Raw genomic sequence first — 23,127 nt, 5'->3', positions numbered from 1 at the left:
TGTGTTATTAAATAGCCGCATTTTGATAACGTTTTACAAAATCAGTTACTTTTTGACCATTACACTTTAGAGAGTTTAAATTACCGATTTTTTGACGAACTGGCGCTAAACCTTGTTTCAAAGCAGTCATACACAGTTGTGTTTCTTGTTGAGTGTCTTTAGCAAACACTTCAACTTTAGTTTTAATCACTTCAGTAGTTGTTCCTTTTTTAGCAATATCACGAATATCTTCGCCATTACACAAAATACTTTGTGAAAAGCGTGATAAAAACACACCATGCTGGGCTGCTTCTTTACGAGCGGCAGAAAAGCCTTCATTGGCACTTAATACACACAATTTAGATTCTATTTTATTATCTTTACTAAAATACGAATTACTTTGTGCCGAGACCGTAGTTGATGCTAAAAGTGCTGCAGCTAAAATTAGTTGTGTTTTCATGTGAGATCCTATTTGAACGAGCTTATTGAGTGATTTCGCGCATTATATAACCTACTTTTTAGATATCAATTGAATTTTTTATTTATTTAACAAATTAATATAGCATTAACAATGTTTAAACTTCAAACACCATTTGGTCAACAATTATGCAGCGATTTTATCCATTTCAGTCATGTTATGTACGCGTAAATACTGATACAATTTAGTGCATTAAATAGAACCAATTTTAAGGTAAATTCAATGAAAGTGATTTCTTTCAATATCAATGGTCTGCGTGCTCGTCTTCATCAATTACAAGCAATTATCGATAAACATCAACCAGACGTGATTGGACTGCAAGAGATTAAGGTTCATGATGAGGCGTTCCCACTAGAAGATGTGCAAAAAATGGGGTACCACGTTTATTACCATGGTCAAAAGGCACATTATGGTGTGGCTATGTTATGCAAGAAAGAGCCTAAATCGGTCTTAAAAGGATTTGCTACCGATACAGAGGAATCGCAAAAACGCATGATAAGCGTTACTGTAGAGCAAGAAAACGGTCGTGATTTAACCGTAATGAATGGTTATTTCCCGCAAGGCGATAATATCAATCACGAAACTAAATTCCCTTATAAACGCCAGTTCTATATTGACTTGATGACTCACCTTGAAACAAACCATACACCCGATCAAGATATAATTGTTATGGGCGATATCAACATATCACCTACCGATTTAGATATTGGTATTGGTGAAGTAAATGCTAAACGTTGGTTAAAAACGGGTAAATGTTCTTTCCAACCGGTAGAGCGTGAATGGCTTGCAACATTACTTAATTGGGGCTTTAAAGACACCTTTAGAGAACAAAACCCAGAAACAGACGATCAATACTCATGGTTTGACTATCGCTCTAAGGGGTTTGTAGATAACCGAGGACTTCGAATAGATGTAGTACTTGCAACTAATGAGCTTGCAGCACGTTGTATAGATACTGGTATTGATTACGAACTGCGCGGTATTGAAAAACCCTCAGATCATGCCCCTATATGGTCAACATTTAAGTAATTACTATGCTCAGCATAACAATACAAGGGCTACTTTGGGCCCTTGTAATTATTATTGCCCTACTAAGCTTTGATAAAAAAACATATAAAACATTGCTTAATACGCCAGCCCGTCAAACTGGGGTGCTTGCATGTGCGTTAGTGTTTGCAGTGCTTTGGCGAATAAAAGCAGGAATTTTAACTGGCCTCGATTTACACATATTAGGCGTTACAGCTGCAACATTAATTTTAGGCTGGCGATTGACTATTTTAAGTAGCCTACTTGCCACAGCCCTACTGACTGCATTTGGTCAAATTGAACTTGAACTGTTGCCAGTTCAACTGCTTATTTGTGCATTTATTCCTATTTTATTAAGCTACCTTGGCTTTATAATTAGTTACCAGTATTTACCTCGTCATTTTTTTGTTTATATATTTGTTTGTGCGTTCATAACTGCAGGGGTTATAGCCTGTATAAAAATAAGCCTAGGTGCTTTATTTTACTTAGCTATAGGGCAATACAATTGGCAAGAACTCGCAGATAACTACGTTTATTTAAGTGCCATAATTTGGTTTCCTGAAGCAATGCTCAACGGCATGGCTATAACAGTTATGATCACCTATCGCCCGCATTGGGTAAAAACTTTTTACGATAAGGACTACCTAGGCTCATGAGTCTACAATATCAATGCCCGCTGTGTAACCACGCACTTTTGAAAACTGATTCAACACTTCGTTGTGCTAACAACCATAGCTTTGATGTTGCTAAAGAGGGCTATGTTAATTTACTGCCTGTGCAACAAAAAAACTCAAAACAACCAGGCGATTCGCTTGAAATGGTACAAGCTAGGCGTGCATTTTTAGAACGTGGCTATTATGGCTTTTTACAAGAAAACCTTAGCGATATAATCAGTAATATAAGTGCAAATACTATTATTGATTTGGGATGCGGTGAAGGGTTTTATACCCAAGCAATAGCAAGTAAAACAAACGCAGTTGTGTACGGCGTCGACATTTCAAAATCTGCGGTTAAATATGCAGCAAAGCGCTACTCTAATTGCAACTTTAGTGTGGCATCAATTAGCCAAGCGCCTTTTGAAAGCCAATTTGCTGATGTACTTGTTAGCGTATTTGCACCTTTGTTTGAGCAAGAGCTTGAGCGCCTTGCAAATCAAAACGCAACATTAGTGGTTGCAAGCCCAGGACCTTGTCATTTAAAAGAGCTAAAATCGTATATATATTCAAAAGTAAACGAACATACTGAAATATCTTCGCCAAAAGGGTTTCAAAAATCAGAGCAAGCTCTTTTAACAGAGCATGTAGCGCTTAGCTTTACTGATATTAAAGACTTAATAATGATGACGCCATTTGCATGGAAGTTCAGGCCAGAACATTGGGAAACACTTAGGGAAAAAGGCGAGCATACTGTCACCTTGTCATTTTACATTACGCAGTTTACAAAAACTGCATAATCAAATTTGGGGTTATTTAGGCGTAAGTTTAACGACGTCTAAAATTGCTCTTTCGTAAACGCTTTATCCATTTTATCAAACATGTCTTTAAGTAGACTCGCAAGCTCCAAATAACGAGGCTTTTTTTCGCTTAACTGCGCTTGATAACCGTTGGCAACCATTTTTGTATAAAGCTCGTGATACCACTTTTGCATGGCTGGCTCTAAAGGTGTTTGCGCACGCTTACCTAGCCATAATAACCCTTGTAACGGTAACGAGATAAAAAACAAAGCACTCGCAATAGCTTGCGGTAAGAAGTCTGAACCGAGGTAATTCAGCTGAAAAAATAACGTAAGCATGGCTAAAATAGGCATAACTGTGATCGCAAGATCAGTAGCTTTAATAACCTTAAACTCGATGAATAGAGGTGCTAACTCTTTTCTCATTGGCCATTGTTTTGCATACAACCGCCCTGTTTGTACTTGTGACATCACACTTTTTTGCATCATGACTCCTCACAGTGACTCTATTAAAACACAATACTAAATTGATTATTTCTAAAGTGTAACACAATTTTAAGGGCTTTTACTTTCTCAGTAAAAGTGCTTAATTTTGCTGTTAAAGTGTGCAAAACACTAAACTAAATTCCATAACTGGGGTAAAATATTTCGCATTGATTCAGCTACATTTTAGTTTAGCTTAATTAAATGTTTGAGCCTTATTTATCACTCTGAGTGTAACGATTAATGTTTCACGTTCACTTACTAAATTTTGTTTATGGAAATGAATTTATGCCAACAACCTCCCCTAAGTCACAACACGTTTTAGTACTAAATTGTGGTAGCTCCAGCTTAAAATTTGCCATTATTGATGCAAACACGGGCCACGAAATTATATCTGGTCTAGCAGAGCGCTTAGGTGCAACAACTCCTTCTATAAAATATAAATTCAAAGGCGCTAAAACTGTCATTAACTTAGTAGCAGGTCAAGCCCATGCAGAGGCAATAGATACGTTAGTAAGCCTAATAAAAGATCATAGTTTAGATGAGCAACTTATTGCTGTGGGTCATCGTGTTGTGCACGGCGGCGAGCATTTTACGCAATCTGTTTTGATTGACGAGAAGGTCATTGCGGGTATTACACAGGCAGCAACACTTGCGCCACTTCACGGACATGCTAATTTATTAGGCATTGCATCTGCACAGGCATCGTTCGAAGGCTTACCACAAATAGCCGTATTTGATACTGCGTTCCACCAAACGATGAATGAAGTAGCTTACCTTTATGCACTGCCATATAAGCTATATACAGAATTTGGCGTTAGACGTTATGGGTTTCATGGCACAAGCCACTTTTATGTTGCAGGCCAAACAGCAAAACTACTTAATCAACCTATTGAGCAAAGTAACTTTATCAGTGCCCACTTAGGTAATGGTTGTTCAGTGTGTGCTATTAAAAATGGTAAGAGTGTAGATACCAGTATGGGCCTAACACCACTAGAGGGCCTAATGATGGGCACCCGTAGTGGCGATATAGATCCAGGCCTGTTTAACTTTTTAACCACGCAGCTCGATTACACTGCACAGCAAATAGATAACTTGCTCAATCAAAAAAGTGGTTTATTAGGTATCAGCGAGCTTTCTAATGATTGCCGCACAATCGAAGAAGCGGCTGTTGCCGGTAATAAAAAAGCAATACTCGCGCTTGATATGTTTTGCTACCGTCTTTCAAAACAAATTGCCGCTTATATGGTACCACTACAACGCCTTGATGCGATTATTTTTACCGGCGGTATTGGCGAAAACTCTGATATTATTCGTGAAAAAGTAATCTCACAGCTTGCCTTTTTAGGACTCGATTGCGATCAACAAGCTAATCTTAATGCTCGTTTTGGCCAAGAAGGTATTATTAGCTCTTCACAGGCACGTAGTAAAGCCGTTGTCATGCCTACAAATGAAGAGTGGGTTATTGCACTTGATGCTGCAGACATAGCAAAGGAGCTTTAATATGGCGCGTCGTATTATGTTAATTCCTGTCTCTACAGGTGTTGGTCTAACCTCTGTCTCTGTTGGTTTAGTCCGCGCTCTTGAGCAAAAAACAGTTAAAGTTAACTTTTTTAAACCAATTGCGCAGCCCCGCTCGGGTGAAACGGGCCCTGAAAAATCAACGCAAATAGTTACCCAAGGCTCACCGATTAACCCACCTACACCTTTTGCACTCGATTACGCAGAGCAAATGATTGGCGATGGCAAAGGTGACGACCTACTAGAGGAAATTGTTGAGCGTTTTGAGAGCAAAATAAACGACGATGAAGTAGCCATCATAGAAGGTATGGTCCCTACTCGTCGTCAACCTTACGCTGGACGTGTAAATCGTGAAATTGCACAAACACTTGGCGCCGACATTGTATTTGTACTCACCCCCGGTAATTACAGCATTACACAAATAGAAGACCGCCTTGAAATCGCAGCGGGTAACTATGGTGGAATTGATCACCCTCGCGTACTTGGCTGTATTTTTAATAAAGTAAATGCGCCACTTGATGAAGAGGGCCGCGCTCGCGCCGATTTAGTTGACACCTACAAACCAGAAGAACTTGAAAACGAATTAAATCGTTTAGCGTCGTTACCTATTTTTAGAAAAAACCCGTTTATGTTACTTGGTGCAATTCCGTGGGATTTTGACTTAGTCGCACCTCGCGTAAAAGATTTAAGCGCGTATTTAAAAGCAACGATAATAAACGAAGGCGATATGCTGCATCGTCGCCTGCGTCGTATTACTTTTTGTGCGCGTACAGTGTCAAATATTTTAAATTACTTTACCCCAGGTGCCTTATTGGTAACACCAGGCGATCGCTCAGACATACTCGTAGCTGCATGTTTATCAGCTATGAATGGCACTAAGCTTGGCGCTATATTACTCACCGGTGGCTTTGAGCCAGAGCCACGTATTATGGCCTTGTGTGAGCAAGCTATGCAAACTGGCTTGCCTATACTCGCTACTGATGGCGATACATGGCGCACCTCGTTATTACTGCATAACTTTAATATGGAAGTACCAAACGACGACGACCAACGAATTGAAAAAGTAAAAGATCATAACGCTGAACATATTGATTCTGACTGGTTAGACACGTTAGCAAAAAGCGTAGGTAAAACACGTAAATTATCGCCTCCAGCATTTCGTTACTTGTTAACAGACAAAGCCCGTAAAGCCGGAAAAACAGTTGTGCTACCAGAAGGCAATGAACCTCGTACTATTAAAGCGGCTGCTATTTGTGGCCAACGCGGCATTGCTAAAACTATATTGCTTGGCGATCGCGAAGAAATAATGCGCATTGCAGAGCAACAAGGGATTGAGCTTAACGAACACGTAAGTATTATTGAGCCTAAAAGCATCATTAATGATTATATTGCGCCTATGGTCGAAATCCGAAAAAGCAAAGGTCTAACTGCCGTAGTCGCGCAAGAGCAACTGCAAGATAACGTGGTACTTGGCACAATGATGCTTGAGCAAGGTAAGGTAGATGGCTTAGTGTCGGGTGCAGTAAACACCACTGCCAATACAATTCGCCCACCACTGCAGTTAATTAAGACAGCGCCAGGATCATCGTTAGTATCATCCGTGTTTTTTATGCTGCTGCCTGACCAAGTGTTAGTTTATGGTGACTGTGCGATTAACCCAGACCCTAATGCTGAACAACTTGCAGATATAGCGATTCAATCTGCCGACTCTGCTGCTGCATTTGGTATAGAGCCGCGTGTAGCTATGATCAGTTACAGTACGGGTACGTCTGGCACGGGCGCTGATGTAGAAAAAGTACGCGAAGCCACAAAAATAGCGCAGCAAAAGCGTCCTGATTTAATCATTGATGGGCCACTTCAATACGACGCAGCCATTATGGAAAACGTGGCACTTAAAAAAGCACCTAATAGCCCTGTTGCAGGTAAAGCGACTGTATTTATATTCCCTGATTTAAATACAGGCAATACTACCTATAAAGCAGTACAACGTAGCGCTGATTTAATAAGTATTGGTCCAATGCTACAAGGTATGCGCAAACCTGTTAACGACTTAAGCCGTGGTGCATTAGTTGATGATATTGTGTATACCATTGCACTAACGGCCATTCAAGCAGCACAAGCTGAAGCACTTAATTAAACACCAACACTAACATGTGCTTTTTATAGCCTAGCTATTATTTATTTAATAATTAAATAGTTAGGCTATTTATACCCTGCAACCCCCATACTTATCCACAGAAATTGTGGGTAAGTTTTTCTACCTTCGGGAATTAACTCACTTACTATCAGGTTAGTTACTGTTACACCTTTAATTTAAAGCTAATAATCTATACTATAAACCTACCGATATTGCTGTTTCGCAGGTTTTTAATGTCAAAACAAACATTACAATTACACAGCACCGTTTTATCTATACATAGCTTAGATATAGATGCCGACATACCTGCGGCGCTGTTAAAACTCCCGTTGTTTTTTATTTCTAAAACCCACGACGAACTTTCAATTGTATGCCCTAGTAGCTTTGAAATAAACAGCCTAGACACAGAGCCAAATTGGCAAGCACTTGAAGTTGTTGGCCCACTTGGTTTTTCGCTAACCGGGATAATGGCCAATATTTCGGGCGTATTAGCACGTGCTAAAATATCTATATTTTCAATTTCAACCTACGACACCGATTACATACTTGTAAAAAAGCAAACTGCACTTCAAGCTATTACGGCACTAAAAAAAGATGGCTACAATGTGGTGGCTGAATAAATTATGAAAGCACAAAAAGTAGAATATATTGCGCAAAACAAAATACCTCGTAACGCCATTAATATTACCAGCCCTTTTTCAGGCAAAGTACTGGAGCTAAATGAACATCCAGAACCTTTGTTTCGCTTTGGCACACTTGGGCCAGGTATTATAGTGCAACTAACTAACCATAAAATTTTAGCGCCGTTTGATGGCACTTTATTACAGGTAAAAAATGCAGGCACGGAGTTTATATTACAAGCAAAAAATGGGTTGAAAGTGTTAATCAACTTAACCATTTCAACATCGCAACCAATTACACACACTCATATAGCACAGCTCAATGGTAGCAAAATAATCAAAGGCCAACGCCTTGCTTATTTTGATTTACGAGAGCTCGATACTCCTATGCTTGCTAGCCTCATTTTACTAAATGGCCACAACCTTGGTACATTTCATTACTCTCACTCACTGGTACAAGCGGGTGAAGACACCCTATTAACTATTATTAAGAAGAATTAAATCTATGATTACCTTATACGGCATTAGCAATTGTGACACGATTAAAAAAGCTAAAAAATATTTAACCGATAACAATGTCGAATTTACTTTTCACGACTACCGTAAAGATGGCGTAAATGAGCAAATGGTGAGTGACTTTGCTGATAAGCTTGATTGGGAACAGCTTGTTAATAAACGTGGTACTACTTATCGTGCATTAACTGATGAGCAGAAACAAAGCTTAACTAAAGAGAGTGCTATTTCACTGTTAGTTGAACAACCTGCAATGATCAAACGTCCGGTACTCGTAAACAATGGCAGCTACCATTTAGGTTTTAAAGCAGTTCAATACGATGAGATTTTTAAATAATGACTGTTGACGTAATTGCACTCGCTCAAGCGCTAATCCAACGAGAGTCAGTAACCCCCGAAGATGCTGGCTGCCAACAGATGATGAACGATCGCCTTGCTGCGGTTGGTTTTAATATAGAGCCATTATTTTTTACCGACACACTTAACACTTGGGCTCGAAAAGGCACACAATCACCGCACTTTTGTTTTGCAGGTCACACCGATGTGGTGCCAACAGGCCCTGAAAAAAATTGGCAACATCCGCCGTTTTCAGGATTAATAAAAGACGGTCTCTTACATGGCCGTGGCGCTGCCGATATGAAAGGCTCACTTGCAGCAATGCTTGTAGCAACCGAGCGTTTTGTTACTAAGCACCCAGATCATAAAGGTTCAATTTCATTTTTAATTACTTCTGACGAAGAAGGTCCATTTGTAAACGGGACGACTCGTGTAATTGATACGCTAGAAGCACGCGGTGAAAAAATCGATATGTGCCTAGTTGGCGAACCTTCATCACGAGATGTACTAGGTGATGTTGTTAAAAATGGTCGAAGAGGCTCACTCACCGCTTTTTTAACCGTTAAGGGCGTACAAGGGCATGTAGCCTACCCACATTTAGCACAAAACCCAATTCATCTAGCAACCCCTGCACTTACTGAGCTTAGCCAAACGGTGTGGGATAACGGAAATGAATACTTCCCTGCTACCAGCTTTCAAATTTCAAATATTAATGGCGGCACAGGTGCTGGTAATGTGATCCCGGGTGAACTAGAAATACAGTTTAACTTTAGATTTAGTACGCAAGTAACGCATGAGCAATTACAACAACGTGTAAATGACATTCTACAAAAGCATAACTTAAATTATGAATTAAGTTGGATAGTAAATGGTTTGCCTTTTATTACCGAGCACGGACCTCTTGTTGATGCCACAGTCAATGCTATTAAATCGGTAACCGGTTTAACCACAAACCTAGAAACCACAGGTGGCACATCTGACGGGCGTTTTATTGCGCAAACAGGTGCTAAAGTAATTGAACTAGGGCCACGTAACGCTACTATTCATAAAGTAGATGAATGCGTAAGTACCGATGATTTAATAGCCCTTACCAACATTTACGAGCAAATATTAGAGCAACTTTTAACATAATGGATGCCACTCAACCAACATCGATAATGTGTATTACAGGGCAAAGTGATACACATTTAACTGATATACAAAATCATCACTTGCACAGCGCTATTATTAGCGACTTTTTAGCGCTGCAAAGTGCAGCTCAAAAAGCGGGATTTGATCTTACTATTGCCTCAAGTTTTCGCGACTTTGAACGTCAGTCAATTATTTGGAATAATAAGTTTTTAGGTAGTCGACCTGTTTATAATAAACAGCAAGAAGTTGTAGATTTAACTAAGCTAAGCGAGATTGATAAATGTATAGCAATAATGCTCTACTCTGCACTACCTGGGGCAAGCAGGCATCATTTAGGGACTGACTTAGATGTGTTTGATAAAGCTGCGGTAAGTGATGATTATAAACTGCAGCTAGCACCTGATGAATACCTACAAGGTGGGCCTTTTGCGCCTTTAAGTAATTGGCTTGATACTAACTTAGTTAAATTTGGCTTTTATCGCCCTTACCAGCATGATTTAGGTGGCGTCGCACCTGAGCTTTGGCATATAAGCCATATTAAGCAATCACAATTATTAGTGAATAAACTTAGCGAGCAAGTACTTTTTGAATGTATAAAAAACAGTGAACTACAGGGCAAGCAGGCGATACTTGATAACTTACCTGCTATTTATACACGCTTTGTAACAAACGTAAGCCCACACCTAAAAGAAGGTTAGGTTATATTCATAGGTTGGATCTTAAGAAAACTTGAAGTTGAACTCTGTTAATGATCAAATAGTTACGCCAATAAAAACATGACTAAAAACAGAGTTCACATGCAGATTAACCAAGTTTCAAACCAATTAAAAGCCCTTATCTCAGAAAAACACCTCATTGAGCTTGCAAAAACCTCTGGATTTCAAGTTCGACACCGTTGCCTGTCGATCGTTTCTCTGCTCAAAGCCGTGTTTAAAAGCTTATCTTGCCTGCAAGACGCTAACTTGTCAGATATCCATCAAAACTTGCGAACGCAGGCTAATTGCACGATAAGTTATAAACCCTTTCATAATCAAATTCGAAAACCAGCCTTGACTGAGCTTGTCCGTGAGCTCGTTATTCAAGCGATGTCTAAATTGACTGTAAACACGCTGGATAAAACCTTTTTTACCCAGCGAGGAGTACAGCGAGTGTTATTGCAAGATGGTTCTTCATTTGCTCTACATGATGAATTAGCGCAGGTTTTTGCTGGTCGTTTTACTGCTGTAAGTCCTGCCGCAATTGAGTTGCACGTTACCTATGACCTATTTAATGAACAACCCTGCGAAATAGATATTCGTCCTGATGTTGAAACTGAGCGCGCCTTTTTACCAGGTAGCCACACACTTGAAGATACGTTATTACTTGCTGATGCTGGGTATTTTGACTTAGATTACTTTGAGCAAGTAGCTCAAGATGGCGGATATTTTTTGATCAGAGCAAATAAAAACATTAACCCAATCGTTACATCAGCTTATTGCGCGGGTATAGAACTTAAAGAAAAGAACATTAAAATCAAAACGTTACTCGATAAATTCGCAAGCCAACCACTTGAATTAACAGTACGTTGGAAGAAAAATGGGCCCGAGTACAGGCTTATCTATTTACCGAATGAAAAGCGCCCCGTTTTCCTTGTTACTAATTTAAAAGAGGCACAGTTTAGCTTTGACGAACTACTCGATATATATGCAACTCGTTGGCAAATTGAGTTGTTTTTCAAAGAACTAAAGTCATGGAATAACCTTAAAGGGTTCATCACACGAGATCCTCATATTGCCGAATCATTGGTTTGGCTGAGCATACTGCAAACACTTATCAAGCGTTTTATCTGCCATAGTGCAGCGGGTATGTTTAAGTGTGCGATCTCGACATTTAGAGCGAGTAAGTGCAGTTATCTTTGGTTGGATGATATTCTGGATTGCATAGAACAAACACGGTGCAGCCATAAGATACATCGTGTATTTGAGCTACTAGCGGTAAATTGTAAGCGGCAAAGCATTGAGAAAAACAATGATATTTGCCGTTTTAAGATAGGAAGTCACACGGTCTGTGTTCCTTAAGAACTAAGCTATGAGGTTATATTAAGCCTTCTTTTTATTTAAAATAAACACCAGCACGGCCCCTAATATTAAGGAGCTTGCGACTACAAACTCCATTGTTACCTGCTCAGATAAAAACAAAACCCCAGCAATGGCTGCAAGTACCGGCACACACAACTGCACAACAGCAGCTTGGGTACTTTTAAGCAGTGGCATTGCTACATACCAAACACTATAACCAACTCCAGACGCTATTGCCCCCGAGGCACACGCAAGTAACACCCCTTCAATACTGATATTTTTTAAATAACTCATACCTACGAGTAATAAAACAGGGATAGCAACTAAGCTTCTTATAAAGTTAAACCCAGTAGTACGCAGTGGCGATACACACACTTTACCGCGAATACTGTAAATACCCCATGCTATACCGCTGAGTGCCATAAGTGATGCACCAAACAGTGAAGGCACTGCAGCAGATGGTAGCATTAAATATACAAAGCCACCTAGCGCCACTATAAACGAGCACCACTGAAGCACACTCAACTGCTCTTTTTGATATATACCCCAGCCAATCATAGTAAGTTGCACAGCGGAAAACAAAATAAGTGCGCCAGTGCCTGTATCAAGCTCTACGTAAGCAATCGAAAAACAAAGTGCATAAACCAAAAGGCTAATACTACTTCGCCAGCTTCCTCTGTCACTTATAATAGCGGGGTTAAATGTGCCTTTACCTTTTAAATTATGGGTATAAATAGCCATTATAATGCCCAAACACGCTGCACCACTTAGTAAGCGAATAACTGTAAAGTTCCAAGCATCTATATAGCCTTCGGCTAAAGCCATTCTGCAAAAAAGAGAATTTGCGGCAAACGCAATTAAAGCAATGATTGTGTATATGGTGGCTTTCAAAAAAATTCCTTTGCAACAAAAAAACATTGTTGTTTAAACTTACTCGTTAATTAACCAACCACGTTCAAGCCACTGATTAATTTTAGTAATTAAAAACCCAGCGATTTGCTCACCAGGGAGCTCATTTAAACAGGATTGGCATAACTGTGCAAAGGGTGTGTTTTGTTTTAATAGATTCAGTAAGCGATGCTCTTGTGCATCAACGCTTAAATATTGTGTACGCCTGTCAATATCACGTGCAATAACCCAAAAGCGAGGTTCTGAGGCTATTGGTTCTGGCGGTGTTTGCTTTTCTTTTATTGCCTGCCAACTTTCAACCGCCAACGTATTAAACGCGACTAACTGTACACTTGGATGTAATTTTAATAGTAAATTTGGCCATTGCTGTGGTTCAATACTTTCAAGCTCTGATACATTGAGTAATGTTTTATCGCTTGCATCAAACGCGCTTAGCAATAGTCGTTCAAATTTGGCTATATCTGCAAGTATGGGGTAATCGTTAAAAGGAGTATTGGTGGCTAAGTAATCAGGTAATTTATCTGCAAAAATTCGTAGTGACGTATGAGTTGAAGGATATAAAGCTAAATAACCATCAACCATCATCTCAAATAAATCATCACCTAAGTAAATGCCCAACTGTTCGTGATCTTGTTCTACAACAGCTCTTAAACGAATTTTATAAGCGTTTTGATAAATAGAGAGTCGCTGTTGTGTGTTTAACTGCCCTTGCTGCGCAATTTGGTCGCTAATATCCGAACTTTCACCTTGCAGTAAATCCATAAACTGTTGTTGCAGCTTCGCTAAATCGCTCATGCTCTAATATCCCAAAACGGTTTCACTAGCGTTTTAGCATGCTCAAGTTCAGTTATTAAATCATCAAGGGAGCCAATATTATCATCGCGTTCAATCATAGTACTTACAGGGCCTAATGTTTTTGCATACTGAGCATATAAGTCCCATACCGCATCTGGGACATCTTCATCATGAGTATCTATAATATGCGTACCAAAGTCTTGATGTCCTGCTAAGTGAATTTGCGCAATAGCAGTACTCGGAATAGCCGATAAATAATCCATTGCGTTAAAGTCGTGATTACGTGCACTTACATAAACATTGTTTACATCCATTAAAAACTTACAGCCAGTTTGCTTATGTAATTGCGCTAAAAATTCCCACTCACTCATTTGTGAAGCGTTGTATGTTAAATAACTCGACACATTTTCAAAAATCATCTCTCGGCCTAGGTAGTCCTGAACTTGCGATATTTTATTAGCTAAATGTTCAAGCGCCTCATTGGTGTAAGGCATTGGCAGTAAATCGTGGCTATTTATGCCGCCAACTTGAGTGAAGCATAAATGATCAGACACCCACTGCGGCTCTACTCTTGCAATGGTGTTTTTTAACTGATTTAAATAGTCTTTGTTGATTGCGTCTGTACTACCAATCGACATTGATACACCATGCATCACAATGGGGTAATCAGATCTGATTTTATTTAAATAATGCCAAGGTTTTCCACCGGCTACAAAATAGTTTTCTGAAATAATTTCAAACCAATCTACAGCTGGTTTCTCTGCAATAATTTGCTCAAAATGAGGGGCTCTTAGTCCTAAACCAAAACCTAAAAAACGATTTGTCATAAACTTCCTTAATAAGCCTGAATAATAAAATACATCGTTCAGGCTTATTTTATGCGTTCGATAAATTTTTATACCAATTGCATTAAATTTGTGATCTATTATAGCGCTAAGAAAATAACGCAATAAGTGTGCTATTTAATGCGATAAAAAGATCATATTTTTAATAAAATTGGTATTAGCTACCTACAGAACCACCAATGTCACCACATGCTTTTGCTGGCATTGATACAAAACCAGTCCCTTTACATGATGCATGTCCAGCGCACGCGTTATTAGCTGTTTTACAATCATTATGACCGCCACATACATTTACATCATTACAATGTACTAAATCAGCTTTAGCTACACTGCCAACCCATTTATCTTTTACTTTACCGCCAACGTCAGCACACGCTTTTGCAGGCATAGCTACAAAACCAGTACCTTTACATGATGCTTGACCAGCACATGCATTTTCAGCTGTTTTACAATCGTTATGACCGCCACACACATTTGCATCGTAACAATGAACTAAATCAGTTGTTGCGCCATTATTTGCAACAGAACTTGATGGTGATGTTTCTGCCTCTGTAGCATTACAACCAACTAAACCTGCAACCATTACAGCCATTGCTGCACCTGTGAACTTTTTCATTTTTTATTTCCTCTAAGTGATATAACAAATAGCTAGACCGTAAAAGCTAAATTACTATTTCAGTGTAGTTGATAAAAAATTAATAGAGTTCACGTTTTGTTCACCAGTGTGATCTTATATTTCTAGATTAGCAGGCAATTTTACTCTACGATTTTTTACAATATTTCACACATTTAGCTAAAAATAATATGTTAATGTATGCAGGTAAATTAAGAGGAGTGCGCAGTGCGCCTAAGTATAACTTTAAGCTTTTGTTTTATTTTAAGTGGGTGTAGCACAATAGGTTTTAGTGACCTATTTAATGACTATGCCACGCAAATGACACCAATAAGAAATGCGATCGAGAAAAATAATATCGAAGAAGCGCAATCCCTTATTGCTAATAATAGCACCCTGCACAGCAGCTACTTACTCAACCAACTCGAGCAAGCTCGTTTAAACGACTTAGCGAATACAGCAAATGATGCACAAAGCAAATTTGAGAATGTGTATACGCAAATGCAAAAAAAACGTGAAGCCGCCAAAATACAAGTTAGTGCGGGCCTTGAACAAAGTAATGCGTTATTTACTAACGACTCAGCCATTACCTATGTTCCACCTGCTTACGAAATGAGCATGCTTCATAGTTATAAAGCACTTAACTATGTATATAAAAATGATATTGAAGGCGCTTTAGTAGAAATTCGTAGAGCTAATAAAGTACAAGTTGATGCACTTGCAGAAAATCAAACTGAAATAGACTCAACAATAAAAGAAGCGCAACAGCACTACCCGAGTATGAACAATGTAACCAGGGATGTAAAAAATGGCTTTCAAAATGCCTACACGTTTTACTTATCTGCTTTGCTTTACCAAAGTGCTAAACAATACGACGATGCTTATATTGATTATAAAAAAGCACTCGCTATACAACCTAACAATATTTATTTACAACAGGACGTAATACGCCTTGCTAAAAAACAAGGGTTTGCGCAAGACTTAAGTGAATTCAAAAAACGTTTTAGTGATGCGCCAACTATTTCTTCATCACAAGGCGAAGTGATTGTTTTATTTGAACAAGGCTTAGTACCAAAACAAGATGAATTTAAACTGCGCTTACCAATTTATTCATCACGTGGCGATGCACGCTTTTATAGCCTAGCAATGCCGGTATATAAAGATAACGCCTATGTGCGCCGTCTTAACGCCATAAACATTGATGCACAAAGCTTAACGCTTAGTCCACTGGTACATATTGAAGCACTTGCAGCCAAAACATTAGAAGATCAAATACCTGCAAAAGTAGCCCGTCAAGTACTTAGGTTAGTGGCAAAAGAAAAAGTGCGTGCAGAGTTTGCTCGCAGCGCCGGTGATGTAGGTAACATAATTGCCAATATTTATAATTTGGCATCTGAGCAAGCTGATACACGCAGTTGGCTTACGCTTCCAAATCAAATAAGTGTTGCAAGGCAAAACCTAAATACAGGTGAGCATTCTCTGCATATAGGCACACAAGCGCCTATAAATTTCACCATTAGTAAGCAAGGGTTAACGTTAATTTACTTAACCTCTATCAATAACTACTTTAATTACCACGTAGTTCAACTTTAGGAGCCATCATGAAATACATAGCGCCATTATTAGCAGTACTAATGCTAAGTGCATGTTCAAGTAAACCGATTACATCCGGTATTTCTGTTGAACAAAATAAAAGCCAGTTTAATGAGCAATTACGTGTTGATAACCCAGCTTTAAGTAAAAAGCTGACTATAACTGACATAAAGACCCGTCAAACAAACCAGTTAACCGATGTGGTAGTGACACTTTCGAGTCAGTATAAAAAATCACAGTATTTACAGTATCAATTTAATTGGTTTGATAAAGACGGCTTTGTTATTAAAGGCAACCACTCACCTTGGCAAGCACTCACCTTATTTGGTTTTGCAAAAACACAATTACCGGGCTTAGCACCAAGCTCTGATGCAGTTACCTTTTCTTTAGCAGTAAGAGAAGTGTCTACCGAATCACAAGAATTTAAAGATTAAAGGAAACAACCATGATCATCAGTAACAAATTTAAAACAGCATCAACTTACGCTTTAGTTGGCTTGAGCGCTTTAGTATTAAGTGGCTGTGCTAATAAAGCCGTAGTAAGTTATGGCGATGCACAAGCAGTAGAAACAACCGATATTAATTTTGGCTCTACTGACTTACAAAAAGTAGCGAGCCAAATGACCGATTCATTACTCAGCTCACCCGTTGTTGGCACAATGACCGCTAATAAACGCCCTGTAGTATTTGTTGAGCGTATTAAAAACAAAACCAGTGAACACATTGATACTGAATCAATCACCGATTCAATCTCAACACAAATGCTACGCAGCGGTAAGTTCCGTTTTGTAGATATGACTCGTGTTGAGTCAGTACGTGAGCAATTAACGTTTCAAAACGAAGATGCCCTTGTTAACCCTGCTACAGCCGTTGCATTTGGTAAACAAATTGGCGCGCAATATATGTTATACGGAAATTTATCAAGTATCGTTAAATCAAATGCTGATAAATCAGACGTATACTATAAATTTACGATGCGTCTAATGGATATGGAAAGCGGCCTAGTTGAATGGGCAGACGAAACTGAAATTCGTAAAACGAAAGAAAAATCAACCTTTGGCTGGTAGCCAATAGGAGCAAATTATGAAAGCAATTACTGTAATTATGTGCGCCTTACTTATAATAAGTGCGCCTACGTTTGCTAAATACGAGCGCAATAAAGCAGTCCCTGTGCAGCAAGTTTTATTTGGTGACGTAAAATCGGTCCGCAATATTACCGAACAAGAAATCATTCAAGACAAAAACAACGGCTGGAAAACCTTCGGCGGTGCATTACTCGGCGGTGTTGTAGGCAACCAGTTTGGTGGCGGTAGCGGCCGCACAGTAGCAACAATATTAGGCTCGGTAATTGGCGGCAGTGTTGCACATAACAGGCAGCAGCAAAGTCATTATCAGCAAAATCATTTTGTAGAGTTATTAATACAAGTTGAAAACGGCGACCAGTTTATGGTTGTTCAAGATGAAGACCAATCAATGCGTTTTAGTAAAGGTGATAACGTAAGATTAGTTTACTTGAACGACAACACGGTGCGTGTAGATAAAGCGTATTAGGCCGTGCTGAACTTTGGTGGTTGAATTTGCAGCGGCATGTTTGGTGTTTCGACAAGGCGGAACCTATGAACGGTGGTTGTTCCCCATAAATAGGCGATAACGCAGCATAAATGCCAAACATGCGCTGCCCGCAGGGCTGACGAATCCCCAAAACGTGACAGGCACAGCAATTTATGATCTTATGTAAATCACCACAACCCACATAAGTCACAACTGCTATGCCTGACACATCAGTTTGCCATAAGTACTTTAAACATGCATTAGCGCCATTCAATAATGCCAGAGTAAAAACATTACTAAGCTGCAGTAATGCATTAATTTCGGGCAATAAACTTACCTTAACTGAAATCGGCAGAAATTTGTCTGGCGCTGTGGATGTAAAACATAAAATAAAACGCGTTGATCGCTTCTTAAAAAATACTCACCTCTACAATGAAAGGGTCGCTATCTATAAAGCATTAGCTCATCCTATTATCGACTCTTTACCAATGCTTGCAATTGCCGTTGACTGGAGCGGTGCCTGTGGTCACGACTATCACTTACTGCGAGCAAGCTTACTTGTGGATGGGCGCTCTATCGTGATTTATAACATGATTGTTGAGCAGAAGAATTTTGATAGCCCAGCAACCAACAGCCTGTTTTTAGATGAACTTTATGAAGTGCTTGGACGACATCCTAGTGTCTATATTGTAACAGACGGCGGCTTTCTTACGCCTTGGTATAGTAAAGTACGCGAACTTGGTTGGCATATGATAGGTCGATTAAGAGGCTCAATGAAGTGTAAACTAGCCATGCAATCACAATGGCATACATTAAAACAACTTAGGGCTGGTGCCAGCGATATACCAAAGGCGTTAGGTCAAGCACGACTAACTCAGTCCAGCCCGACAGCATGCGATGCATTTTTACACGTATATCATGGAAAAAATAAAGGAAGAAAAGGAAAAAGCAGATTTACGAAAGATACAAAAATGTATCAAAACTTAGCGAAAGAGCCATGGTTACTCGCGACATCAGACAATACAATGACGAGTAAGCGAGTAGTTGGTTTATATAGTAAAAGAATGCAAATAGAGCAAAATTTCCGCGATGACAAAAGTTTGAGATATGGTTTTTCGTGGCGTTTTAGTAAAAGCACCGGCATAAATAGAATAGGAATATTATGCTTGATAGCCACAATAGCGAGCACTGCGTTATGGTTTATAGGGTGTGAAGCAGAAAAAAGAAAGTGGCATATAAAATTTCAAGCAAATAGTGTTAAGAATCGCCGAGTTCTTTCATTTTTAACCTTAGCCAAGCAAGTCATAAAGCTATGTAAGAGACGTATTACACAAAGCTATATAGAAAAAAGTTTAAAAAACTTTATTTTTAATTATCAAAAAGAGGCCGCTGGATAAAGTGGGGATCCCTCAGCCCGCAGGGTTCTGCCTAGCGGCAATTAACTCTTTGTTGCTCGGTTTTTACTTAGCCCGCTAGGTTACAAACCTCGCGTCGCGATTTAATCGCCCCTAGATTGAACAAAGTTCAACACGCCCTGCTAATATATTCATGACTAAAGTAAAAAACGAGCCAAATTTGGCTCGTTTTTTTATTTTGTTAATAGCTATACTTGGCGATAGTCTTTAAAAAAGCGCTTCATTTTTAACATCGCATCGGATAAATCATCTTTGCTTGGTAAAAATACCAACCTAAAATGATCCGGCTCGGGCCAATTAAACGCCCTGCCATGTACAAGTAATATTTTTTCGGCTTTTAGCAAATCGTACATCATCTTTTCATCATCTTTAACGTTAAAAAGTGCTGTATCTACTTTGGCAAACGCATAAAGCGCGCCTTTAGGTTTTTTACAACTAATGCCTTCAATAGCGTTTAACCCGCGCCATGCTATATCGCGCTGCTCGTATAAGCGCCCGCCTGGGTTAATCAAATTATCAATTGATTGCACGCCGCCCAACGCTTGTTGAATTGCATATTGCGCAGGTACATTTGCGCACAAACGCATAGATGAAAGTATTTCAAGACCTTTGCGTAAATCATCCATAACTGAGGTACGACCGCTTAGCACCATCCACCCCATTCTCAGCCCCGCTGCACGGTAAGTTTTAGCTAAACCGTTAAAAGTAATGATTGGTACATCATCACAAAGTGAGCCGATTGAAGTATGCGTTATATCATCGTATAAAATCTTTTCGTAAATTTCATCGCTCAATAGCAGTAGTTTATGTTCACGCGCTATATCAATTAATTGCATTAGCAAATCGTCACTGTAAACCGCACCTGTCGGATTATTAGGATTGATTAATACCAGCGCTTTAGTTTTAGATGTTATTTTGCTTTTTATATCTGCAATGTCCGGAAACCAATCTTGCTCTTCATCACATAAATAATGCACCGGATTACCACCCGATAACGTGACAGAAGCAGTCCAAAGTGGATAATCTGGAGCTGGAATAAGCACTTCATCGCCATTATTTAATAGCGCTTGGGTGATCATTTGAATAAGTTCGCTTACGCCATTACCAATATAAATGTTATCTACATCTAAATTATGTAATCCACGTTGTTGGTAGTGCTGATAAATAGCCACGCGGGCTGAATAGAGGCCTTTAGAGTCACAGTAACCTTGGGCTGAATATAAGTTGCGGATAATATCGCGGTGCATATCTTCTGGCATATCAAAACCAAAAGCAGCCGGATTACCTATATTCAATTTTAATACTTTTTGACCTTCGTCTTCCATTTTTTTAGCTTGTGCTAAAACCGGCCCACGAATGTCATAACATACACCTTCTAATTTGTGACTCTTTTTAATATCAGACATTTTTACCTCTTTAGGGCGTATTGACTTTATGGATTAAATTTGTTCAACCTAGGGGCGATTTAATCGCGGCGCGAGATTTGTAACCTAGTGGGCTAAGTAAAAATTGAGTAACAAAGAGAAAATAGCCCCTAGGAAGAACCCTCTGGGCAATGCGTGTTTAGTTTTTATGTGTTGTTATCGCCTATTTATGTGGAAAAACCACACTGCATAGGCTCTGCCTAACCTAAAAACCAGACACTCGTTGCAAATTCAATCCCGAAAGATCAACACGCCCTAGTGAGCCTTTAGACTAACCTAGTAAAGGCGTAAAATGCCAGTCAATTTAGGTGCTTAATACTGAAATAAATTCACGTTTCAGCTTCAATAATTAACGAGATGCTAACCATTCATTTAGCTTAGCTTGAGAGCCTGTTACTTGAGCCATTAAGCTATTAGATGCGTCGATAGCTTCAGCTAAGTTATCTAGGTTTAAATTTTGTTCAATAACACGCGATACTTCAGCAAGGCTTGAAGCTCCAAACTGCGCCGCATTCGATTTTAAGCTATGGGAGTGGCGAATAGCTGCTTCTTTATCTTTACCAATGGTTGCTAAAACTTCTGAGCCTAAACGTTCAAACTCTGAGCAGCAAAAATCAAGTGTATCAGCAAACTGCTCACCCAATAACGATTCCATACTCTCTAATGCTGATGTATCAATATTTATTTCTGTCATATTTTAAGCCCTTAAAACAATCCATGTAAGTTACAGTTTAATAGTACTACTTTATATTGATGCGTAAAAAAAACCAACTTAATTACCTTATAAATGTATAATTACGAGGATCATACTGGCAACAAAAAGTTTATTAAATGGCACGCACACTTTGTAATCATTGTAACTTTTCACTAAACACCTGTATTTGCAACGCAATTACAAATATAAACAACAAAGTTACGGTTATTATTCTACAGCACCCGAGTGAAGAAAAAACAGCAAAAAATACAGCTAAACTACTCAATTTATGCCTAACTGATTGCCAAATAATCAAAGGCGAAAATAATGATGACTTTTCCATACTAAAAACACTGCCAGTAAGCTCAACTGTTTTACTCTACCCTAACGAACACGCTATAAATTTAGACGATAGCGCTGAGCAGCCTAGTATAAAAAACGTCACCCATTTAATCGTGGTTGATGGTACATGGAAAAAAGCCTACAAAATTTTGCAACTCACCACATTACTTAATAAATTTAAAACGGTCAGTTTTAAACAGCTACCTAAAAATCGTTATGCTATTCGTAAAGCCCCTCGGGCCGACAGCCTATCCACACTTGAAGCTGTAGCGCATAGTTTGTTTTTAATAGAGCAGCTAAATCCCGCACCACTTTATAATGCGCTTAATGAATTAATACAAAAACAAACCCAACACATGCCCGAGCACGTAAAAGCACGTTACTTAGATTAAACTCGTTACTATATGAAACTTGCAATGCGTAACTACCCTAACAGACTAAAACGTGGCTTTACTCGCCAAGGACCCGACTATCGCTTTGACGACCAAGTCGACTTTAGCGATATAAGAGATACCTTCGGCTTTAGATCTATGGTCGTTGGTAAATGGGTAACTAAAGAAGAGCGCTACATTAGCGCCAATTTAATTTACGATGCGCTGGCGGATCTTGCGCAAATACTGCATTTACCGCCCAAAGCTATTGGCCTGCGCGGCAAGCTTAACTTTGCATTTGGTCATGGTGGTCAAAAAGGTGTGCAAGCGCATTATAATGCAGCCTCTCAAACACTTGCTCTTGCAAAAAATGCAGGCGGTGGTGCACTTGCTCACGAATGGTTCCATGCATTTGACCATCATATAAGCGAGCATTTATTTGCAGCAAAACCCCGCTTTGGCTTTGCCTCAAAATTGTGGCTTTCAAACACGCCTAATTTATCGCATCCACTTAATAATGCTTTGAACAGTTTTTATAAACATGTATTTTTAGATGAAGATGGTATTGATGCAAATAACTTTGTACAAACGTGTATAGAACACGATAAAGCCCACAATATGAATTATATGAGCATGCCAGAAGAGCTTGCAGCACGGTGTTTTGAAGCCTGTATTGAAGGCCACACATATATAAAAAATAGTTTTTTAGTGGGAGGCTTAAAAAGTAGTAATTTAATATACCCAAATAGTGAGCATATTAATAAAGCAAATGAAGCGCTTAACCACTATTTTGAACTACTGGGTTATGCGCTTCATAAAATGGACGAGTAATGTCTATATTTG

26 protein-coding genes are annotated in these 23,127 nt (G+C 39.1%); 18 read left to right on the top strand and 8 right to left on the bottom strand.

What is annotated here, in order from left to right; translation table 11 throughout:
* Window positions 1–7 precede the first annotated feature (7 nt).
* Window positions 8–439: a hypothetical protein gene (locus tag AOR04_RS07730; RefSeq protein WP_008134083.1), complete on the bottom strand. Its 432-nt coding sequence runs from the start codon at window positions 437–439 to the stop codon at window positions 8–10.
* A gap of 240 nt (window positions 440–679) precedes the next feature.
* Here AOR04_RS07730 and xthA point away from each other — a divergent pair, with 240 nt between their 5' ends.
* Genes xthA through AOR04_RS07715 form a run of 3 tightly spaced genes read left to right on the top strand, consistent with a single transcriptional unit; the run spans window position 680 to window position 2,936 of the window.
* On the top strand, window positions 680–1,486 hold the full coding sequence (gene xthA, locus AOR04_RS07725) for an exodeoxyribonuclease III (protein WP_007375390.1): 807 nt from the start codon (window positions 680–682) through the stop codon (window positions 1,484–1,486).
* Window positions 1,487–1,491: 5 nt separating this feature from the next.
* Complete coding sequence (locus tag AOR04_RS07720) at window positions 1,492–2,139, top strand: energy-coupling factor ABC transporter permease (protein WP_096792957.1); 648 nt, start codon at window positions 1,492–1,494, stop codon at window positions 2,137–2,139.
* The gene (locus AOR04_RS07715) at window positions 2,136–2,936 is read left to right on the top strand and encodes a putative RNA methyltransferase (RefSeq protein ID WP_096792956.1); all 801 of its coding nucleotides are present in this window, start codon (window positions 2,136–2,138) and stop codon (window positions 2,934–2,936) included. Before AOR04_RS07720 ends, AOR04_RS07715 begins: the two co-directional genes overlap by 4 nt.
* 38 nt (window positions 2,937–2,974) lie before the next feature.
* Here AOR04_RS07715 and yfbV read toward each other — a convergent pair whose 3' ends face one another.
* Entirely contained in the window at window positions 2,975–3,421 is a 447-nt protein-coding gene (gene yfbV, locus AOR04_RS07710; RefSeq protein WP_033039346.1) for a terminus macrodomain insulation protein YfbV, read from the bottom strand.
* A gap of 285 nt (window positions 3,422–3,706) precedes the next feature.
* Here yfbV and AOR04_RS07705 point away from each other — a divergent pair, with 285 nt between their 5' ends.
* The 8 genes from AOR04_RS07705 (at window position 3,707) to AOR04_RS07670 (ending at window position 11,733) form a co-directional block, all read left to right on the top strand.
* The gene (locus AOR04_RS07705) at window positions 3,707–4,921 is read left to right on the top strand and encodes an acetate kinase (protein WP_096792955.1); all 1,215 of its coding nucleotides are present in this window, start codon (window positions 3,707–3,709) and stop codon (window positions 4,919–4,921) included.
* 1 nt (window position 4,922) lies between these two features.
* Window positions 4,923–7,076: a phosphate acetyltransferase gene (gene pta / locus AOR04_RS07700; protein WP_007375395.1), complete on the top strand. Its 2,154-nt coding sequence runs from the start codon at window positions 4,923–4,925 to the stop codon at window positions 7,074–7,076.
* Window positions 7,077–7,309: 233 nt separating this feature from the next.
* A complete protein-coding gene (locus tag AOR04_RS07695; RefSeq protein WP_007375396.1) occupies window positions 7,310–7,696 on the top strand; it encodes an ACT domain-containing protein in 387 nt (128 codons plus the stop codon).
* Window positions 7,697–7,699: 3 nt separating this feature from the next.
* On the top strand, window positions 7,700–8,197 hold the full coding sequence (locus AOR04_RS07690; protein WP_007375397.1) for a PTS glucose transporter subunit IIA: 498 nt from the start codon (window positions 7,700–7,702) through the stop codon (window positions 8,195–8,197).
* A gap of 4 nt (window positions 8,198–8,201) precedes the next feature.
* On the top strand, window positions 8,202–8,546 hold the full coding sequence (locus tag AOR04_RS07685; protein ID WP_008134091.1) for an ArsC family reductase: 345 nt from the start codon (window positions 8,202–8,204) through the stop codon (window positions 8,544–8,546).
* A complete protein-coding gene (dapE, locus tag AOR04_RS07680) occupies window positions 8,546–9,676 on the top strand; it encodes a succinyl-diaminopimelate desuccinylase (protein ID WP_096792954.1) in 1,131 nt (376 codons plus the stop codon). The genes AOR04_RS07685 and dapE overlap by 1 nt, the downstream gene beginning before the upstream one ends.
* Window positions 9,676–10,374 carry a M15 family metallopeptidase gene (locus tag AOR04_RS07675; protein WP_096792953.1) on the top strand — a complete coding sequence of 233 codons (699 nt, stop codon included), beginning with the start codon at window positions 9,676–9,678 and terminating at the stop codon, window positions 10,372–10,374. Before dapE ends, AOR04_RS07675 begins: the two co-directional genes overlap by 1 nt.
* Before the next feature lie 99 nt (window positions 10,375–10,473).
* Entirely contained in the window at window positions 10,474–11,733 is a 1,260-nt protein-coding gene (locus AOR04_RS07670) for an IS4 family transposase (RefSeq protein WP_157770536.1), read from the top strand.
* Window positions 11,734–11,754: 21 nt separating this feature from the next.
* Here the strand turns inward: AOR04_RS07670 and AOR04_RS07665 are convergent, their stop codons facing one another.
* The 4 genes from AOR04_RS07665 to bufA2 all read right to left on the bottom strand — a co-directional run bounded on the left by AOR04_RS07665 (window position 11,755) and on the right by bufA2 (window position 14,898).
* Window positions 11,755–12,624 carry a DMT family transporter gene (locus tag AOR04_RS07665; RefSeq protein WP_096792952.1) on the bottom strand — a complete coding sequence of 290 codons (870 nt, stop codon included), beginning with the start codon at window positions 12,622–12,624 and terminating at the stop codon, window positions 11,755–11,757.
* Window positions 12,625–12,663: 39 nt separating this feature from the next.
* Window positions 12,664–13,437 (bottom strand): HvfC/BufC N-terminal domain-containing protein, encoded by a 774-nt coding sequence (locus AOR04_RS07660; protein ID WP_007375402.1) that lies wholly within the window; start codon window positions 13,435–13,437, stop codon window positions 12,664–12,666.
* Complete coding sequence (gene bufB, locus AOR04_RS07655) at window positions 13,434–14,264, bottom strand: MNIO family bufferin maturase (protein ID WP_007375403.1); 831 nt, start codon at window positions 14,262–14,264, stop codon at window positions 13,434–13,436. Before bufB ends, AOR04_RS07660 begins: the two co-directional genes overlap by 4 nt.
* A gap of 175 nt (window positions 14,265–14,439) precedes the next feature.
* Entirely contained in the window at window positions 14,440–14,898 is a 459-nt protein-coding gene (gene bufA2 / locus AOR04_RS07650; protein ID WP_007375404.1) for a BufA2 family periplasmic bufferin-type metallophore, read from the bottom strand.
* 225 nt (window positions 14,899–15,123) lie between these two features.
* Here bufA2 and AOR04_RS07645 point away from each other — a divergent pair, with 225 nt between their 5' ends.
* From AOR04_RS07645 to AOR04_RS07620, 5 genes are all read left to right on the top strand, one after another.
* Complete coding sequence (locus AOR04_RS07645) at window positions 15,124–16,488, top strand: COG3014 family protein (protein ID WP_096792951.1); 1,365 nt, start codon at window positions 15,124–15,126, stop codon at window positions 16,486–16,488.
* A gap of 8 nt (window positions 16,489–16,496) precedes the next feature.
* Complete coding sequence (locus AOR04_RS07640; RefSeq protein ID WP_007375406.1) at window positions 16,497–16,922, top strand: YcfL family protein; 426 nt, start codon at window positions 16,497–16,499, stop codon at window positions 16,920–16,922.
* Between the two features lie 11 nt (window positions 16,923–16,933).
* Window positions 16,934–17,554, top strand: a complete 621-nt coding sequence (gene lpoB, locus AOR04_RS07635) for a penicillin-binding protein activator LpoB (protein ID WP_007375407.1) — start codon at window positions 16,934–16,936, stop codon at window positions 17,552–17,554.
* 16 nt (window positions 17,555–17,570) lie between these two features.
* Entirely contained in the window at window positions 17,571–18,038 is a 468-nt protein-coding gene (locus AOR04_RS07630) for a glycine zipper 2TM domain-containing protein (RefSeq protein ID WP_096792950.1), read from the top strand.
* 218 nt (window positions 18,039–18,256) lie between these two features.
* Complete coding sequence (locus AOR04_RS07620) at window positions 18,257–19,435, top strand: IS4 family transposase (RefSeq protein WP_096792381.1); 1,179 nt, start codon at window positions 18,257–18,259, stop codon at window positions 19,433–19,435.
* A gap of 206 nt (window positions 19,436–19,641) precedes the next feature.
* On the opposite strand, the gene AOR04_RS07615 is transcribed toward AOR04_RS07620, so the two are convergent.
* Both AOR04_RS07615 and AOR04_RS07610 read right to left on the bottom strand, forming a co-directional pair.
* A complete protein-coding gene (locus AOR04_RS07615; RefSeq protein ID WP_033028407.1) occupies window positions 19,642–20,859 on the bottom strand; it encodes a pyridoxal phosphate-dependent aminotransferase in 1,218 nt (405 codons plus the stop codon).
* A gap of 367 nt (window positions 20,860–21,226) precedes the next feature.
* Window positions 21,227–21,571, bottom strand: coding sequence for an Hpt domain-containing protein (locus AOR04_RS07610; protein ID WP_002959674.1), 345 nt, complete (start codon window positions 21,569–21,571; stop codon window positions 21,227–21,229).
* 137 nt (window positions 21,572–21,708) lie between these two features.
* Between AOR04_RS07610 and AOR04_RS07605 the strand changes: the two genes are divergently transcribed.
* Window positions 21,709–22,305: a tRNA-uridine aminocarboxypropyltransferase gene (locus tag AOR04_RS07605; RefSeq protein WP_096792949.1), complete on the top strand. Its 597-nt coding sequence runs from the start codon at window positions 21,709–21,711 to the stop codon at window positions 22,303–22,305.
* Between the two features lie 24 nt (window positions 22,306–22,329).
* Window positions 22,330–23,115 carry a CLCA_X family protein gene (locus tag AOR04_RS07600; RefSeq protein WP_096794101.1) on the top strand — a complete coding sequence of 262 codons (786 nt, stop codon included), beginning with the start codon at window positions 22,330–22,332 and terminating at the stop codon, window positions 23,113–23,115.
* Window positions 23,116–23,127: the final 12 nt, after the last annotated feature.

The sequence above is a fragment of the Pseudoalteromonas sp. 1_2015MBL_MicDiv genome (assembly GCF_002407505.1).
Classification (GTDB): Bacteria; Pseudomonadota; Gammaproteobacteria; order Enterobacterales; family Alteromonadaceae; genus Pseudoalteromonas; species Pseudoalteromonas fuliginea.
This window is presented reverse-complemented; position numbering and strand designations above follow the sequence as displayed.

Coding starts and splice junctions, on each gene's coding strand:
- AOR04_RS07695 (WP_007375396.1), top strand. CDS start 7,310: ATGTCAAAACAAACATTACAATTACACAGCACCGTTTTATCTATACAT.
- dapE (WP_096792954.1), top strand. CDS start 8,546: ATGACTGTTGACGTAATTGCACTCGCTCAAGCGCTAATCCAACGAGAG.
- AOR04_RS07620 (WP_096792381.1), top strand. CDS start 18,257: ATGCCTGACACATCAGTTTGCCATAAGTACTTTAAACATGCATTAGCG.
- bufA2 (WP_007375404.1), bottom strand. CDS start 14,898: ATGAAAAAGTTCACAGGTGCAGCAATGGCTGTAATGGTTGCAGGTTTA.
- yfbV (WP_033039346.1), bottom strand. CDS start 3,421: ATGCAAAAAAGTGTGATGTCACAAGTACAAACAGGGCGGTTGTATGCA.
- AOR04_RS07730 (WP_008134083.1), bottom strand. CDS start 439: ATGAAAACACAACTAATTTTAGCTGCAGCACTTTTAGCATCAACTACG.
- AOR04_RS07600 (WP_096794101.1), top strand. CDS start 22,330: ATGCGTAACTACCCTAACAGACTAAAACGTGGCTTTACTCGCCAAGGA.
- AOR04_RS07615 (WP_033028407.1), bottom strand. CDS start 20,859: ATGTCTGATATTAAAAAGAGTCACAAATTAGAAGGTGTATGTTATGAC.
- AOR04_RS07610 (WP_002959674.1), bottom strand. CDS start 21,571: ATGACAGAAATAAATATTGATACATCAGCATTAGAGAGTATGGAATCG.
- AOR04_RS07675 (WP_096792953.1), top strand. CDS start 9,676: ATGGATGCCACTCAACCAACATCGATAATGTGTATTACAGGGCAAAGT.
- lpoB (WP_007375407.1), top strand. CDS start 16,934: ATGATCATCAGTAACAAATTTAAAACAGCATCAACTTACGCTTTAGTT.
- AOR04_RS07605 (WP_096792949.1), top strand. CDS start 21,709: ATGGCACGCACACTTTGTAATCATTGTAACTTTTCACTAAACACCTGT.
- AOR04_RS07690 (WP_007375397.1), top strand. CDS start 7,700: ATGAAAGCACAAAAAGTAGAATATATTGCGCAAAACAAAATACCTCGT.
- xthA (WP_007375390.1), top strand. CDS start 680: ATGAAAGTGATTTCTTTCAATATCAATGGTCTGCGTGCTCGTCTTCAT.
- pta (WP_007375395.1), top strand. CDS start 4,923: ATGGCGCGTCGTATTATGTTAATTCCTGTCTCTACAGGTGTTGGTCTA.
- AOR04_RS07685 (WP_008134091.1), top strand. CDS start 8,202: ATGATTACCTTATACGGCATTAGCAATTGTGACACGATTAAAAAAGCT.
- AOR04_RS07715 (WP_096792956.1), top strand. CDS start 2,136: ATGAGTCTACAATATCAATGCCCGCTGTGTAACCACGCACTTTTGAAA.
- AOR04_RS07640 (WP_007375406.1), top strand. CDS start 16,497: ATGAAATACATAGCGCCATTATTAGCAGTACTAATGCTAAGTGCATGT.
- AOR04_RS07720 (WP_096792957.1), top strand. CDS start 1,492: ATGCTCAGCATAACAATACAAGGGCTACTTTGGGCCCTTGTAATTATT.
- AOR04_RS07670 (WP_157770536.1), top strand. CDS start 10,474: ATGCAGATTAACCAAGTTTCAAACCAATTAAAAGCCCTTATCTCAGAA.
- AOR04_RS07630 (WP_096792950.1), top strand. CDS start 17,571: ATGAAAGCAATTACTGTAATTATGTGCGCCTTACTTATAATAAGTGCG.
- AOR04_RS07660 (WP_007375402.1), bottom strand. CDS start 13,437: ATGAGCGATTTAGCGAAGCTGCAACAACAGTTTATGGATTTACTGCAA.
- bufB (WP_007375403.1), bottom strand. CDS start 14,264: ATGACAAATCGTTTTTTAGGTTTTGGTTTAGGACTAAGAGCCCCTCAT.
- AOR04_RS07705 (WP_096792955.1), top strand. CDS start 3,707: ATGCCAACAACCTCCCCTAAGTCACAACACGTTTTAGTACTAAATTGT.